The organism is Rania fehmarnensis, assembly GCF_056494185.1.
The window spans coordinates 5,111,866-5,128,328 of the sequence record NZ_CM151398.1 but is presented as its reverse complement, the minus strand read 5'-3'; the positions used below and the strand labels follow the sequence as shown (position 1 = coordinate 5,128,328).

General features: G+C 54.7%; 13 protein-coding genes. 8 read left to right on the top strand and 5 right to left on the bottom strand.

What is annotated here, in order from left to right; translation table 11 throughout:
- Nucleotides 1–40 precede the first annotated feature (40 nt).
- Nucleotides 41–430, top strand: coding sequence for a DUF2721 domain-containing protein (locus SH573x_RS17330; protein WP_479348907.1), 390 nt, complete (start codon nt 41–43; stop codon nt 428–430).
- 133 nt (nt 431–563) lie between these two features.
- On the opposite strand, the gene SH573x_RS17325 is transcribed toward SH573x_RS17330, so the two are convergent.
- The gene (locus SH573x_RS17325; protein ID WP_479348906.1) at nt 564–1,298 is read right to left on the bottom strand and encodes a (5-formylfuran-3-yl)methyl phosphate synthase; all 735 of its coding nucleotides are present in this window, start codon (nt 1,296–1,298) and stop codon (nt 564–566) included.
- 65 nt (nt 1,299–1,363) lie between these two features.
- Between SH573x_RS17325 and SH573x_RS17320 the strand changes: the two genes are divergently transcribed.
- From SH573x_RS17320 to SH573x_RS17310, 3 genes are all read left to right on the top strand, one after another.
- A complete protein-coding gene (locus SH573x_RS17320; RefSeq protein ID WP_479348905.1) occupies nt 1,364–2,617 on the top strand; it encodes a ribonuclease D in 1,254 nt (417 codons plus the stop codon).
- Between the two features lie 242 nt (nt 2,618–2,859).
- Entirely contained in the window at nt 2,860–3,078 is a 219-nt protein-coding gene (locus tag SH573x_RS17315; protein WP_479348904.1) for an addiction module protein, read from the top strand.
- The gene (locus tag SH573x_RS17310; RefSeq protein WP_479348903.1) at nt 3,075–3,374 is read left to right on the top strand and encodes a type II toxin-antitoxin system RelE/ParE family toxin; all 300 of its coding nucleotides are present in this window, start codon (nt 3,075–3,077) and stop codon (nt 3,372–3,374) included. Before SH573x_RS17315 ends, SH573x_RS17310 begins: the two co-directional genes overlap by 4 nt.
- Nucleotides 3,375–3,964: 590 nt before the next feature.
- On the opposite strand, the gene SH573x_RS17305 is transcribed toward SH573x_RS17310, so the two are convergent.
- Nucleotides 3,965–6,445, bottom strand: coding sequence for an ABC transporter permease subunit (locus SH573x_RS17305; protein WP_479348902.1), 2,481 nt, complete (start codon nt 6,443–6,445; stop codon nt 3,965–3,967).
- A gap of 58 nt (nt 6,446–6,503) precedes the next feature.
- Entirely contained in the window at nt 6,504–7,517 is a 1,014-nt protein-coding gene (locus SH573x_RS17300; protein WP_479348901.1) for an ABC transporter ATP-binding protein, read from the bottom strand.
- Nucleotides 7,518–8,078: 561 nt separating this feature from the next.
- On the opposite strand from SH573x_RS17300, the gene SH573x_RS17295 reads away from it, so the two are divergent.
- The 3 genes from SH573x_RS17295 to SH573x_RS17285 all read left to right on the top strand — a co-directional run bounded on the left by SH573x_RS17295 (nt 8,079) and on the right by SH573x_RS17285 (nt 13,024).
- Nucleotides 8,079–9,815 carry a S41 family peptidase gene (locus tag SH573x_RS17295; RefSeq protein WP_479348900.1) on the top strand — a complete coding sequence of 579 codons (1,737 nt, stop codon included), beginning with the start codon at nt 8,079–8,081 and terminating at the stop codon, nt 9,813–9,815.
- Between the two features lie 3 nt (nt 9,816–9,818).
- The gene (gene rsmH, locus SH573x_RS17290) at nt 9,819–10,700 is read left to right on the top strand and encodes a 16S rRNA (cytosine(1402)-N(4))-methyltransferase RsmH (protein ID WP_479348898.1); all 882 of its coding nucleotides are present in this window, start codon (nt 9,819–9,821) and stop codon (nt 10,698–10,700) included.
- A 1,511-nt stretch (nt 10,701–12,211) separates the two neighbouring features.
- Complete coding sequence (locus SH573x_RS17285; RefSeq protein ID WP_479348897.1) at nt 12,212–13,024, top strand: SIMPL domain-containing protein; 813 nt, start codon at nt 12,212–12,214, stop codon at nt 13,022–13,024.
- 32 nt (nt 13,025–13,056) lie between these two features.
- On the opposite strand, the gene SH573x_RS17280 is transcribed toward SH573x_RS17285, so the two are convergent.
- On the bottom strand, nt 13,057–13,548 hold the full coding sequence (locus SH573x_RS17280) for a hypothetical protein (protein ID WP_479348896.1): 492 nt from the start codon (nt 13,546–13,548) through the stop codon (nt 13,057–13,059).
- 96 nt (nt 13,549–13,644) lie between these two features.
- Complete coding sequence (locus SH573x_RS17275) at nt 13,645–15,576, bottom strand: hypothetical protein (RefSeq protein WP_479348894.1); 1,932 nt, start codon at nt 15,574–15,576, stop codon at nt 13,645–13,647.
- A gap of 196 nt (nt 15,577–15,772) precedes the next feature.
- On the opposite strand from SH573x_RS17275, the gene dcd reads away from it, so the two are divergent.
- Nucleotides 15,773–16,333 carry a dCTP deaminase gene (gene dcd, locus SH573x_RS17270; protein WP_479348893.1) on the top strand — a complete coding sequence of 187 codons (561 nt, stop codon included), beginning with the start codon at nt 15,773–15,775 and terminating at the stop codon, nt 16,331–16,333.
- Nucleotides 16,334–16,463 lie beyond the last annotated feature (130 nt).

Genomic DNA, 16,463 nt, shown 5'->3' with positions numbered 1-16,463 from the left:
CCCTGCGTGGAAAGCTGGCTTCCGCAATCGGAGATTGCGCATGACCATTGATTTGACGACACCAGCCTTGCTCTTTTCGACGATTTCACTTTTGCTGCTGGCCTATACCAATCGCTTTCTGGCGCTGGCCACGATCATTCGCAAGCTCCATGCTGATCATCAGCAAACGCCCGATCCGATCTACCGTTTACAAATCGATAACCTGCGCCGGCGCATCATTCTCATTCGCGACATGCAGACGCTGGGCGTTGGCAGTTTGCTGTGTTGTACGTTGTGTATGGGAGTGCTGTTTGCCGGTTGGATCTTGGCGGGCAAAATGATCTTTGTTTTCAGCCTGCTGTTGATGGCTACTTCGCTGGTGCTTTCGCTTATCGAAATCCGCATGTCCGTGGGTGCACTGGATTTGCATTTGCGCGACATGGAACAGTGAGCCCTCATTCTCCTGTGGCTGTCAGTTACTTTATGTGTAAAGTAATTGAGATGTTTTGGTTTGTGATCTTTATGTGTAAGCTAGTGCGGCCCGCCCGGTTCTCCCCTTCTCCCCCTGCGGTTCCGCTACGCGCTCACAGCCACTCTAACCACTGCGCAATGCGCTTGGGGCAGAGGCTGCTGGATCGATCGTGGGCGGTTTGGCAAGCGGCTCCGCGAATGCCGATGACGACCGGCCCCAGTTCATCTAGTTGGCTCCAGTCACTGGTGCGCAGGCTACCGGCGACCACCAGGTTGGCTCCGATCTCGGCTGCCTGAGCTTTCAACCGCTGAACTTCATCCAGCCTCATCCACGAGAATAGGCCATGGCCATCTTTCTGCCAGGTATCGATGAGCACATAGGGTGAATGGCTGCGAGCAGCCAACTCCAGCACCCGCTCTGGCTCGGCCGCCCTGGCCCGCTGCCAATCGGCATAGATGGCCCACACAACTTGCACGCCTTGATCCCGAGTGTCTGCGTGTAATTGTTCCAGCCGAAAGTCATCGTTAGATTGGCCAACCGTTCCGGCCAGGCCGAGCTTGACGATGGGAAAGCCTAGTATTAGCGATTCGAATTCCAGGACGGATATTTCCGACCATTCGCCCCAGGCCGCGCTGCCTTGGATCGGCCGATCTGCCGAGAGTAGGCAGTGCAGCACTTCCTGACTGGTGGTGTCAGTGGCGCGGCCCAGTGAACCTTGACTGGGATCTTTCAGGTCGATCCAGCTGACCCCGGCCGCCAGCGCCGCGCGGGCTTCGGCCGCGTTTTGGACGCTGACTAGAAGCTGGCGGGTGGTAAGCGGGGGGTGATAGGTAGAGCCTATGGGCATAATACGCAACTTTTTTTGCTTCGATCGGCTTCGATGCCACGTTAGCTAACTTGGCATAAGTGGCGATGCCGAGTTTAATGAAAGCTTATCTGCGACGCGATCCCCTTGATTACAGCATCTTGAAACGTTTGACTTATAAACTGGTCGACCAGCAGTCACTGTTGGAAGAAATGATGGCGGCGCTTACTCAATCGCCGGTCATCGGCTTTGACACGGAGTTTGTCGCCGAGGACAGCTATCGACCCGACTTGTGCCTGATTCAGGTATCGACCGCCAATCTAATCTTTCTCGTTGACCCCAAAGCGGTCAAGCAGCTAGACGAACTCTGGCAAGTGCTGGTCGATCCGGCGCGCAAAGTCATTGTCCATGCCGGCCGCGAAGAGACCCTGTTCGTATACCGCGCGACCGGCAAGACTATGCCGGGCTTATTTGATATCCAGCTGGCGGTCGGTATTTTGGGTGGTGAATATCCCGCTTCTTACGGGAACCTGTTATCGCGGGTGCTGGGTAAGGTGCTCGATAAGGGCGAAACGCGAACCGATTGGCGAGCCCGGCCACTGAGTACGTCGCAGCTCGATTACGCGGCCCTGGACGTGCTCCATTTGCCTCAGCTGTACAAAAAGCTGGAGCAACAGTTGATCGATGCGCGGCGCTTGGAGTGGTTCACTGAGGAAATGTTCCGCCGGCAATCGGCTCTCATCGAAAGCCAACAGCGCGAAGCCTGGCATCGCATAGGCGGCGTCCAGTCAATGCGCGGTCGCCAATTGGCCATTGTACGAGCGTTATGGAAGTGGCGCGAGACCCGCGCTGAACAGCGTAACATGCCGGCTCGACGTGTCCTGCGCGATGACTTGTTGTTGGAAATCGCCAAGCGATCCTGGACCGATCCGGCCAAGATCGCCACGATCCGGGGCTTGCATCACGCTGGTATGCAGCGACTGCTGCCAGAGATGGCTGCCTGCGTTACCGAAGGCATGGATTCACCCGAACCGGCCTGGCCCGGCCAGCGGGTTTCCAAACGTGCTCGACCGCCTGCTCTGTTGCAGCAATTCTTGACCGCGGCCATGGCCTATATCTGCCGCTGCCATAACATTGCCACCGCCATCGTGGGCACCTCCGACGATGTTCGCGATTTGATTGTCTACTGGATGGAAGGGTCACCTGAACGCGACGAGGAGATGCCCAGCCTGCTATTAGGTTGGCGCGGTGAGTTGGTCGGCGAACCCTTGCATGACATCTACACGGGCCGCAAAGCCCTGCGTGTCTTGGACCCCACCGACGATATGCCCTTGGGATTGTGTGATACGAGTGAGGGTTGACCCTCTAAGCCTCAAGAGATCGTACAACTTTTAAGTCGACGCTGCGAACCGACGTGTGTGGTGACGTCCGCTGCCTTGGTAGCGTAGACGTAGTGGCTTTACTCAGAGCGCGACGCTTCGACACCATCCAAGTCATACATCCTGACGTTTTGTACTTGTACTACTTTCGTCAATCGCCAGATAGCGAAGTGACATTTGGATTGTCTGATACAACCTGCTAGAATCTATTCGGAGGAAATGCTATGCCAATCGAATTGCCACTCAATACCATGTCTGTCGGAGAGAAGGTCCAACTGCTTGAGCAGGTTTGGGACAATCTTTGTCATCAATCGGGTGATGTCCGCTCTCCAGAATGGCATGCCGCGATTTTGAACGAGCGAAAAAGACAAATTGAAAATGGAACGATGACGGTTTCGCCTTGGTCTGAGGCCAAGGAGCGACTACAGAAGCTTGGGAAATGATAGTTGAGATCTCGTCCAGTGCGGAAGCCGATGTAGCTGATGGCTACTGGTTCTATGAGCGTCAAAGTATCGGGCTTGGAGACTACTTTCGTAGTTGTGTCTTCGCTGACATTGAGTCGCTGAGATACTCTGGGGGAATTCATGAAATTGAATATGGATTCCGTCGATCTCTGTCGAAACGATTTCCTTTTGGCATTTACTACACAGTTGCCGGTGATTGTGTTACGGTCGTTGCCATTCTCGATCTTAGACGCGAACCGCTCTGGATACGCGAATCGCTCGACAACCGAGGGTAGGCAGAACCAAAAATGCACGCGAGTTGCGGATCGCGCGTTTCCTGATGGTAATTCAATTAGTAGCAACCGCGTCATCTCGGGCGTTACGTGACCGAATGAACGTTTAGTGCTCGCCATCACAGCGCTCTTGCTTGTTGGAACAACATACGGGATCTATTGTTTGCATGGCGTGGTCACCGTAGTTGTTCCGAATGCCTACGCAACCGATTGGAGCGCTGCCATTATAATTGAGCACCTTAAGACTCACGAAAACAAGTGGCCGAGGTCATGGGACGATCTGCGCGAACCATCCGAGACGCTGGCCTCACCGCAAAATTACCCCTGGTCCTTCGATGAACTGAAGCTTTGCTTGATGGTCCATCACTCGCCGCGACGGGGTGATTGGTGTCGTTCCAATCTACCCAATACTTCACATATAAACTATTCGGCAGATGCTCTCCACCGACCTTGCGTCGGTGGAAGCACGACTGGTGGGCTAGCCAATCAGTCATCGGTCCACCGAGACAAGCTCGGTGGGGCCGATCTCGCCAGAGATTGGAGATCGACCGGTGACGCATCCAAAGTCTGGCGACTTCGGCTACATGCCACGCTTAAAACTCTTTGCGCCACACGTAGATGCAGCCGATGCCCAGCATGACTACCACGAAGACCAGGTTGCTGATGATCGGCTGCCAGACTTCGATCTCTTCTCGGAAGGCGGACAGGTCGTTGTTGAAGAGTTGTGTCTGACCGGCCCGCTCGCGTTGCAGTAGCTTGGTCAACACTCCATTCAGCGACGATGGCTTGGGACCGAGTACGTACAACGGTCGCGCGACATAGTCGTAGAAGTAATTCAAGCGCGAAGGCGTTGGAGCCAGCGTTCGCTCGATCTTGCCGGCCTGCATGTCCCACAGGATCGCTCGACTCGGTCGAATACCGATCCAAACTTGGTTGTCGCTGATCCAAGTTACACCGGTGATCGCACCCTGAGATGGAACGTTGGCGGTCGATAACTTACCTGTAGCCGCGTCTAAAATCAGCAATTGATTTTCGTGATTGACAATCGAAAAGCGATCGGTTGTCCCGATAGGTTCAATCTGTCGCGGGTCAATCGCCATGGGTACGGTGGATACGATACGCGACAATTGACGGTCGATGATTGTCAGTGGTTTGCCTTCGCGACCAACTATGACAAAGTTGTTGCTGGCGGCTAGCAATGCCGGTTCACGTTTCTCTTCATCCACTGTCAGCGTGTGTTCCACCACAAACTTGCCAGTGGCTTCATCCAGTTTCAAACTGTCCAGACGATTGCTGTTGTAGATGATCAAGCTGTTTTGATCCGGCGTTCGGGTGACGCGAACGCTATCGCCAAAGACGTAGTCCGCAGGTTGCAGCTCTTTAAAGGTTTGTGGCTGTATACGATTGAAGAGTCCACCCAAGTCGCCGAAGATGCCGGGCGATGACTTGGCTGCGGACGTGGTATCCAGAGCTTTCCAGTCGATTTCGAATATACCGTTGCGAGTAACTGCCAGCGTCTTGTCGTGCAGTTCCAGCAGATCGATCATCAGCATGGGCGGTTCGACGCCGGACTCGCTGTTCCAATGTGGTTTGCGACGAGCTTCGTCGACATTCTTGGGAATGGACGCGTCGTCATCTGCGTCCGGCTTGCCCTGATCTTTTTTGTTTTCTCCACCGCCATTGTCACTCTCGGTGACTTTATCGTTCTCAGCCGGTTTGTCGGAGGTTGCCGTGTCGGCCGCGGCTTCGTTGGGCTGCTTCAAATCGACATACACTAGATTGCGCGAACGCGTTTCAAAATCGCCTAGACCATTAAAGAAGTCGGAACGAAACACAACGCGTTGGCGCTGCGAGTCAATGATGGGGCCAACGATTCGACCGGGCCGTCGAAAGTCAGGTAGATCCACGGCGGGTTGCCAAACTTTGAATTTGTCATTCCAGACATTGACCTGGCCTGAGTGTGTCATCGACAAAACGTCGTCACCCACAATCGCAAAGCGTACGATCTGCGGCATCCAGACGGCCGGCACGCGCATGACGCTTTCCAGAGCGCCCACCACAAAAAAGAGCAGCCAGAACAGGATACAAACCACCACGCTGATAATCGGGTTGTTCCAAATCAAACCGACTAAGGCCGACACACTATAGAAGATGACGAACGCAAACAGCAGTAGCGGAATGCAAGCCAACAGTCCGGCATTCCAAATCCCTAGTCGCCAGCCAACCAAAAAGTACATGCCAATCAGCAGGTAAGTGATATTGATCAGCACGAAAACCGTTCCGCCGACGAACTTGGTCAAGTAAACCAATGGTCGCGACACAGGTTTGCTCAACAGCAAATGCAAGGCGCCTGATCGAAAGGTCTCTGGGATCATCGAACTGGTAATGATCAAGCCGACAAAGACCACGATAAACGAGAGGCCAAAGCGGATGATCATCTGCAGGGCGATGCCTTCGATGAACATATTCACTTGCGCCCGATCAAATGGCAGTTCATCGCCGATTTTGATCCCGGCATAACCAAACCATATCTGCTCGTTGCGCGGCGCGCGCATATCGGCCGAATAGGTCATGCGCAAGATTTGCCGGTTCAAGTACTGCACATCCAGGTCGCTGCGCGCCGACGGACTCTTTTCGATGATCGGTTTGACGGCGTCTAATTTTGTGACCGTTTCAAACACGGCCGGATCAAACAAATCTTTGTCTTTGATGGTCTTGTTGAGTTCGTTAGCCAGGTCTCGGCGGCCAAACTTGGAGAGAGCTTCGTTGCGTTGGGCCAGGTCGGACTTGGCATTAATCTCCTTTAGATCTTTCTTGAACGACTCACTCAGCCGCGACGAGATGGCTTTCTGTCGATCGCTGGCCGCCGCGCTAAGACCTTTGGCCAGTTTCTGAGCCAAGCCAAGCGGATTGATAATGTCGCCACCGGTCAGTTGATAACCGACTTCCGTAACGTAGCCGAACGGCGCGAGGCCGCCCAACAAAAGTGTCCAACAGATTAGCAGTCCCCACAGAATCTTGCTGGAGACAGCTTCCCAGAACGAATCGATCAGGATCGCAAAGTATGGCTTCATGAATGCTTGGTACTATCTCTGAGAATGGCTGTCGGCAGCCGCGGGAAAAATGGCCAGCTTAAGCGTTGGTATGTTTTTGTGGTCCGACCATCGACAGGAAGACCTCTTCCAGGCTTGGTCGTTTGCGTTCCAGTCGAATGATACTGGCGCCGACTTGTCGGGCTTGATCAACCATGTGATCAACATCAGCTTGCGACCGCACGCCAGCCGTTAACAGCCAACGTTCATTGGGCAGCGTTTCTAGTTTGCCTTCAAAGGCGACCGCCACTTGTTCCAAGCTGGTACTGAGACTGGCAGTTGATATCGCTACGTCTCCATTGCTGGGTGCGCCGAGTTCCAGGAGGACGGTTTCGCCTAAGGCACCGTGAAACTGTTCGGTCAGTTCGCGCGGTCGACCCACCCCGCGAAGTTGACCTGCGACCAGAATAGCCACGCGGTCGCAAACCAGTTCGACTTCTTGCAGAATGTGGCTATTGAGAAATACCGTCTTGCCTTGATCGCGCAGCAGCGAGATCAACTGACGTATTTGTGAGCGACCGACTGGATCGAGGCCATCGGTGGGTTCGTCCAGCACCAACAGGTCGGGATTGTGCAACATGGCTTGTGCCAGCCCGAGTCGCTGCCGCATACCTTTGCTAAACCGCGTGACCAGTTCGCGATCACGTCCTTTTAGCCCAACCAGTTCGATTAGCTCCGCGCTGCGCGTCCGGATGGTGGCTTCGTCGAGATTGCTCAGTCGTCCGTAATAGCGCATAGCCCGCTGAGCCGTTTGGTGGCCAGCGAAATTTAAGTTCTCTGGCAGGTAGCCGATGTGCCGGCGAGCTTGTTTGCTGCCAGCCGGTTTTCCCAGTACGGCCGCCTCGCCGCCAGTTGGCCGGATAATGCCCAACAGAATCTTTATAAGCGTGGTCTTACCCGCTCCATTGGGTCCCAGCAGCCCGAAGACTTCGCCACGAGGAACTTTCAGATCGACGCCGGCCAGGGATTGGAAGCTTTTCGAGCCCAGCAGGCCGGACTTGTAAATTTTGCGCAGGCCTTGCACTTCAATAGCAGAGTCGCGAGCATCGAGCATAAGTTACCTTAGACGAATCAGTTTTTTCCGCAGGGACTTTGTGTCATATTGTAACAACGTCTACCCTTGCCAGCATTTCGCTCGGAACCTGCAATCATTTGAAATTCGCTTTCTCAAAACCGCAAATTTGACCAGTGGCTGGCAAATGCATACAGTTAGTCTGACGCCAGGGCAGCCACCGATTGGCTGCCAATCTCACGCGGGATGCGACTGTCAGAACCTTCTGACGGAGAGTCAAAAGTACTAAGGCCAGAAAGCGGCGCCCGAGTCGGTTTGCTGTGCATCTTCGGCATACCCGGTCTCGAGTTGACCGTTTAGCGCGGCTGTGCCGTAAACGCTCGCAGGAAATTTCGAGCGACTTTTTGACCGGGCATTATCCGTGATCTATATTCCCTCGGGCTGACTTCGTGCATGGACGCAGGCGCGGTTGTCACAGCCACCCAAGGATGTTGGTAAGCAGTCTGCCCATCATCCCCCCAGTGGCCAGCAACCGGCAATTTTAGAGTAAGCCCGTCTCCAGTCGTCACGAAGTTAGGCACCCCTGGGCCCTGGATCATCACGATGCGATTTCGCTCGCTCAATAAGTTTCTGTGTTTGTGCTGCCTGCTGTTTGCGTTTCCACACGCATACGGTCAGTCGCCGCGCGCCGTCGAAGCGCCCGCTGCCCCGACGACCAACGTCGCTGAGCAGTTGCGCAGGGGCCTCGAGCTGGAACAGAACCGGCAGTGGCTGGAAGCCGTTCAGCACTATGAAAAAGCCGGCCGCTTGCTGGGCGAGAATGCCGAGATCAAGCGACGCTTGCTGATAGCCCGCATTCACTATGATGTTGTTCGTCGCTGCCAGGATCCATCGCTACTGGATGCGATGGCAACTATTTCCGCTAATGACGGTCTTGAGCTCTACTCCGAAGTCCTATCGCGTTTGGAGATGAGTTACGTTGAACAAGTAGATATGACTGAGATCGTGCGCGGTGGCACTGCCTACTTGGAAGTAGCCCTGACTGAACCGCTGTTCGTCAATCATTTTCTGCGCGGTCAAGACCCGCAGCGCATCGAGCAGTTCCGCACCAACATTCATCACTATACGCTCGGCCGACCAATTCGTAGCCGTTTCGAAGCCCGCAATACACTCTCGAGCGTGGCTGCGATGGCGCAAGAACAAATCGGCTTGCCCACCTCTGCTACGATTATGCAGTTTGTGTGCGGTGCAGTCGGACTGCTCGATCCTTATTCGTCGTTCCTTTCAGCCGGCGAACTGGCTGAAGTGGAATCGCAGATCGAAGGTAACTTTGTCGGATTGGGTATCGCCCTGCAACCGCACGAAGTGCCGCTGCGCATTCTGAACGTCATCGCTGGTGGCCCAGCGCGTGAATCGGGCTTGCAGGTCGCAGATCGCATCGTCGAAGTTGGTTCGGTGCGTTGTGCTGATGTGGGCGCCGAACGAGCCGCCGATCTGCTGCGCGGCCCCGAGAACTCCAAAGTTCGTCTGGTGGTCAATCGTGAAGGTCGAGGAAATTTCGAAGTCTTCGTCGACCGACGTCGCGTCGAAGTTGCCAGTATCGAGAATGCTCATATCATCGATCAGGAAAACGGTACCGGTTATCTGAAGATTAACAGCTTCCAGAAGACCACCGTCACCGAACTGGATGCGGCTCTGTATAGTCTTGATCGCCAGCAAATGCGTAGCTTGATCATCGATCTGCGTGGTAACCCAGGTGGTTGGCTGGATGCGGCGGTCTCAGTGGCTGATCGCTTCGTCGGTGAAGGTGTGATCGTTAGCACACGCGGCAAGAATGGTATCGAAAATCAAAACTACACCGCGGTTCGCGGTGGCACCTGGCCAACACCTCTGGTGGTACTCATCGATGGCGATAGCGCTAGTGCCAGTGAAATATTCGCAGGTGCCATTCGCGATCACCAACGTGGGATGTTGATCGGCACAACTTCTTACGGCAAGGGCAGCGTTCAAGGCTTGTTCCACACCAAGAGTTTTCAAGCGGGCGTGCGGTTGACTGTCTCCAAGTTCTATTCGCCTAGCGGGGCCGCCATTAGCGAGCGCGGTGTACCTCCTCACCTGGCCATCGACGCTAAGGCACTACCCAAGCCCAACGAGCCGCTGGTGGGATTGGACAACCGCAACGTCTTGTCGCAGCCGTACAGTGCAGCCAAGCCGATCATTGGTGACGACGGCGCATCGCTAGCCACGGCCTCTGCTGGGAGTGATCCGGCGTTGGAAGCAGCCATCAAGCGGGCAGCAGTAGCAGCCACACGCTACACGGCTTCCGTGAGTCGCAACTGATTAATGTCCGGCTCAAGCGTTCACGTTCCAGTTCTGCTGGCTGAAATCCTTGACCTGGGGCAACCGCAACCCGGGCAAGTTTGGATCGACGGCACAGCCGGTGGTGGTGGCCACAGTGCCGCGATCGCGCAGCGCCTATCGCCAGGCGGTCATCTGCTGGCCATCGATCGCGATCCGGCTGCCGCCCAGCGGTTGGCATCCCTGCTGGATACGAACATCGCGGCCGTGCGCGAAGGTTCTTATGACGACGCGCCCGAGATGATAACCGAACTGGGTTGGCCCGCCGCTCATGGAATCCTGCTCGACTTGGGACTATCCAGTGATCAGCTGAGCGACCCGGAGCGCGGTTTCAGTTTTTCGTCAGACGGCGAATTGGATATGCGTTTCGATCCCACCAGCGGCCAGCCAGTCTGGCAATGGCTCGATCGCGCCCATGAGCAAGAGATCGCCGATACGATTTACAAGTATGGCGAAGAGCGCTTCAGTCGTCGCATCGCGCGTCGGATTGTCGAGCAGCGTAGAGAGAATCCAATTCGCACAGCCAGTCAACTGCGCGAGCTGATACATCGCTGTGTACCAGGCGCTCGACACGCACGACTGGATCCGGCCACACGCTCCTTTCAAGCCTTGCGAATCTTAGTGAACGATGAGCTGGGTATTCTCGAACGAGCCCTCGCTCGCTTGCCCGATCTACTGGCTCCAGGTGGCCAGTTATTCGTGATTAGCTTTCACTCATTGGAAGATCGCATCGTCAAGAACGCATTTCGCGACGACCCACGATTGGAAGTCGTCACCCGCAAACCCATCACTGCCGGTGACCAAGAGCTGTTAGAAAACAATCGCTCTCGTAGCGCTAAACTGCGCGTTGGCCGCAAGCAACTCTGACCCTCACCTCTCCCAGGGCATCGGAAGCCGTCCAGCTTTAGTCGGCGTGCGATGCAACGCTTGCGATGTCGCGTGGCGACTCGGAAATGCTGACGAACATCTACCAAGGTCTCCTGGTCTACCGATACTTTGGCATACATCCGGGATAGGTACTTATCCCGGTTTCGCGCAGACCGGGATAAGTGCCGCTCAACCGGGGATAATTAAGTTGACTAACCAGGGATAAGACCCCAAAATCCGGTTATCCAAACCCCAAACCGGGATAAGAACAAGTTCCCGATGTCAGATGCTCGCAATACTTTACGCATCAATTAGTGCTTAAGCTTGTTCGTACCGGCAGTTGCGCTGTTGGCCTGCCGGTGCCTTACGGCGACCGGCAGAGGTTCTATCGGCCTTTCAGGCCTGGACACTGAGTTGGCTTGACTCCCACGCTTCGAGCATTGAAACTTAGCTGCACAGACCGCTGGTCTGGAATCGAAGGGGTAAACGCTCATCAGCGAAAGTCCAAGCCTGGAGGGCCGGTACAATCTTTGCCGGTCGCCGTCAGGCACCGGCAATCGCGATCGGCAAAGGTGGTTGGCAAGTTCAAGACATGCTGCCGAACGGACAATCGATAAACCGTGGTTGTATTCCTCTGTGTTCTCTGTGCCTCTGTGGTTCAATAGGTTTTGGCTGATGCAGACACGCCTATGAAACTGGCAAAGCGGCCAAGCGAAGTTGCATCTGCAATTGTCGACCGGCTATACTGCAAGCTCGATTGCCTGGGTGCCCAAACATCGGGAACCAGGCAATTCACCGGAGCCGCCGCTCATCTCCAACTTACTAACAAAATCAACCCCGGCGGCCGCGGTGATTTTGGTCGTTACACATCCATAAGTTTGATCCGATGAACCGCTTCCGTTTTTCAACACGAACTGCGTTTGTCGCGATGACCGTTATCGCGACCTATTTTGTGGCATCGCGTCCCAACACAGCGGCGATGGCCTATCGGTTTTTAAAGTAACGCGTTCTCCTGCCGCTTGGAGAACGCCAACGTTCCCGATGTCAGATGCTCGCAATACTTTATGCATCAACTAATGTTTGCTCTTGTTCGAATCGCCACTTGCGCCGCCGCCCTGCCGGTGCCTTACGGCGACATGACGCGAAACGAGTGGGACTGGGCGCATTCTTGATTAGTGTTTATTAGCGGAGATTAGTGGTTCGCATCCTGCTTCGATCGAATGTGGGAACACTAATGGGCGCTAATCTTCACTAATCCATACCTGCTACCAAAGTTGATTTTCGCGTCAACAGTGGACGCTGGCCATTGGCAAGGTCGGTTAGCAGATTTCGTCAAACCGATGAAACTGGCGATCGGCAATATTACCGACTCTCAAGTGCATGCCCCTCCCTTCGCACTTGGTCATCGTCAACGTTCCCGCTGATAGCCCCCCATGCTGCGCATTGAAAGACGACTTACAATACAAGATGTTTCGACTTTGATCGGTACCTTGATAAATAGGAGTACTTTGATGAGTATAAATCGCATCTGCAATCGCTTGGCAGCTTCGGCCGGTTTAGTGGCTATGCTTTCGCTTAGCGCTTTGGGCGCGGACGACGTACCAACGATTACGGTCATTGGCGACGCGGAAGTCTTGGTAGCGCCGGATATCGTCAAGGTTTCGGTCGGCATTCAATCACGGGCTAAGACAGTTGCGGCGGCCACCGAAGAGGTCGACAAGAAGCTAAAAGGTGTGCTCGAATTTCTGAAGTCGTCAGGCATCGAGGATAAACACATCCAGACCCAATTCATCTCGATTGATCCCATCCTGCGCGACGAACCTGAACACGATGGCAAAGGTTACAACCAGCGCAACAATGCCAATGCAGATCCTTTTAGCAATCCTGCACCGAGTGCCGATGGCGAGCCGCCGATCGCTCCCATCGGATACTCAGCCAGTCGTCAATTGCTGATCACGGTCGTGGATCTCAAGAAGTTCGAGACGATTTATAAGGGCCTGGTCGAACGCGGGATCAATCGCACCGAGGGGCTGCATTTCACTTCATCACAAATCAACAAGCATCGCGATACAGCCAGGTTAGCGGCTGTGCGTGACGCCCGCGATAAAGCTCACGCAATGGCACGGGAACTGGGTGCCACGCTGGCTTCGATCAAGACCATGCGCGAAGCAGATCGACCATCCCCTTACGGCTATCGCGGAGGCATGATAGGAGGTGATCCGTTTGGTGGCGGTTCCGACGAGGCCCTATCCGGTGGAGAGATGTCGGTAAAGTCGTCGGTAGAAGTTGTCTTCGTGCTGGGTGGCGCGGAGATGCCCAAATAACGGATTGCATCGCGAGTCGTCGGCGTACGGAACTACAGATACATGCCCACAAAGCCGCCTGATTCGTCACTGGCTCGTTGAATCCGTTCCAGCCGCTCTTGGACTTTTCGCAGGTCGCCAGCTTGAATGTAACGATCGAATTCAAGCTGCACGGCTCGTTGAACGCATTGGCCCAACCACTGCACGATGCTCTGGTTCAGCCAACTGCAGGTCTCGCCCACCAGTTCGACTCGCAGATCACACGACTGCGATTGTAGATCGTTGGTATCGGTCAGTACGGTGCCATCGAATTCGAATTGCACCATGCCTTCGCGAGGGTCATTGGTCAAGTGATAAATGCAGTGCGCGTTGTGCAAGAAGTAGCTGTTCAGCGTCCCATGTTTCTCGATAGCCTGTTTGACGCGCAGCATCTTCTCCGCCAGCTTGGGCGAGGCGTCGATCGGGATATCGACGCGCGTCACGGTCCGCAGTGGCAAACAATCAAAGGCAATATCGACCCAGGTTCCATAGTTAACCTTGCTCATCCTGCAGCTCACTCTCGTAGCTGAAATCCAATTTAGAATTCCAGAAGCGTATGGTGATTCATCGGCCCAGCCGCCCACTTGGGCCTGGGATGTTCATTAGTGTATCGTTACCTGTGCCCAACCTTTATCGAAGGTTATATCGATGATGGCCATTCTCGAAACATTGGGGATTCGAGGAGTAGCAAAGACTCGCGCGCGGGGTTCCGTACGCTCGCGAAACAGTTTATCAAATTTACCCTTGAAGAACGAGCGCAGAGCAACCGAGCGTATGCCGCTGGCCGCCCGGATGAAGGTCAAGTCGACATCGCCGACGCGTTCGAAGATCACGTGCTCGTTGGTCAGCACCGGGCGATACTTGGCCGTCACCGTAGCCGGTTGATTCAACTCTTGATCTTCGTTGGCCATGCGAACAATCCGCAGTGTAACAGTGGCCACATCGTCTTGAAATTCAACTTCTACCGGTTGATGGCTGGAGAAAGTAATCGACCAAGGTTTGCCTTCCGATTCTTGAATCAACTCTTCTGGCACTTCCTCGGTGTACTGTTTCAGGAGGTCATCCATTTCCCAGCTGTGCAACGTGCGGCCAGCCAGTACGCTATGCGCCAGGTTGATTGGCAATGACTGATGGACCTCAGCCACGATTTCATTTTCGTCTTTGGGAAGCGGCGAAGGACCGGGAGCGGCTAGCTGGGTAACGTTGGCCTCTCTGACGTCGGCATAAACATGCGAGCTGCTAGAAGCCAGCGACCAGCTGGGCATCGGCACGCCCAAACGCACCAGTTCAACTCGTTCCTCGTTCAACATGGCCAAGCCGCCTACTGGGCCACCGCCCTGAGCTACTTGCTGTTCAATTTGTTCGTTGAACTGGGCTGCCAAACGCGATTCGAGCCGCTGTTGACCGATGGCATTGGCCAGCGGTTGTTGCTCGGCAGCTTTCTTGGTCGCAATGCGACGCACGATCTTCAAGCGATGGTCGATCGCGTTGATCTGCGTTCGCAGATCGGTATCGGCCATGGCTGGACCGGTGTAATTTCCTTGAGGCGTAATCGTCACCACTTTGGATGCGTACACGGGCGATTGCCCCGTTGTGTAAACCTTCACGCCGCGATTGTGACCGATGTTATCGCTCAGGAACTTGCCCGACAGTGTCAGCCGAATGGAAACACCATTGGATTGCGGTTCCAGTTCGGCAAGTAGTTTGCCGGTGATGAAACTCTGCCCCAGTACACGTGTGCCCAAGACACATTCGTTAACAGCGTTGGGTTGGGCAACTCGCCGACCAACTACGCGATTCACAAATTGCTCGCTGACCTGCATGCGCACGTTTGGCTGCGAATAGGCGGAGCGAATCGTGGCCACCAAGTCGGGCGCTTGATTGGCTGAGTGCAGGTAAGTTGCAATCTGGCTGATATCACGCATGCGTTCGAGTTCGCTGGCCGTGCTGTCGGCATAGGTCAGCTTGACCAGCCGCTCTAACTGCGTATCCAGAATTTTAATTGAAGCATCGGGGCTATCGCCGAAACGCACGGCATTGATGTAGTCGCCGATGGCTTTGCGCATGTCTTGGTAGGGAGATAGTTCGAAACCATCGATGTTTTGGTAGTAACGCAGTTGAACATCGGTGAGAACTTTCAGGTCAGGTTCTGCGGCGGCCAGTTGGACCAAGAGTTCGCGCCACTTCAAAAACTTCTGCCACGCGCGGGCATTTTCCGATTGGGACCCACCCAAATACGCTTCGAAGGACTGCATCTGGCTGATCAGGCGTTTTTTACTTTCGTCAGGCTTGGGCAAGCGCGCAGTGCTGAGCGATTGGCGAGCTCGATCGATGGCATACTTCAAGCCCTCCATCGTTGGGCTGGCATATGCGGGTGGCTGGAGTGGTTTGTTCGCTTGATTCTTGGCGTTCGTATCGGGTGCGGGCACGGTATCGGCAGTAGATTGTCCGAATACGCTGGTCGCGCTCAGGCCTGCGCAGAGCATCAAGCCGCCCAGGGGCAGTCGGGTTTGTAACCATCGGGCAATTGTCATTCGTTAAACTCCACTCTGGGGGCGCATCAAAGATGCCGCCATTGTACTTCCAGGACTCGTTGCCCGACACCCTTGAGGTCGCTTTGCAAAAATGGAGCCAAAGGCGAACTGTCCAGGCATAGACTACTTTTCTGATTCCAAATACCTTAGACTTGGCGCCTCCCACCTCATCACTCGCCACGTGGACGTGACTGCCATGATCTTGTCGGGCCAAGAAATTAAGCGACGCATGGGCACTGATATCCTTATCGAGCCGTTTTGCGAGTCGCAACTGAACCCCAACAGTTACAACTTAAGGCTCCATAATGAACTGCTGGTTTACGAAGAAGTCGTACTGGATATCAAGGCGCCCAACCGCTATCGCCGGCTGGAAATTCCTGAATCGGGACTAGTCATTAGTCCCAGCCAAGTGTACCTCGCCCGTACGATTGAGCGGACAGAAACGCACAATTTAGTACCGATGATCGAAGGTCGTTCGTCGCTGGGTCGACTGGGACTGTTTGTGCATGTGACGGCGGGTTTTGGAGATGCGGGGTTCTGCGGCTTTTGGACGCTGGAGATTTTTGCGGTCCAACCGATCCGCATCTATCCCGGAGTACAGATCTGCCAAATTATCTACCACACCCTGGAAGGGGAGTGCGATGAATACCATAGCAAGTATCAAAACAATACCGATATTCAACCCAGTCTGTTGTACGAAGAGTTCGGTGCCACGGCCGATGACCGCCAGCTCCGCTTGCCGTTTCCCCCGGTTTAAAGGGTAGCCGATCTCGCCAGAGACTGGAATCTTGTAGCTGATCTCGCCAGAGATTGGATGATTTAAAGGTGTCGCTTCCAAAGTCTGGCGACGTCGGCGTCGTAGGTTCTGAGTGGCACTGGCTATGCGG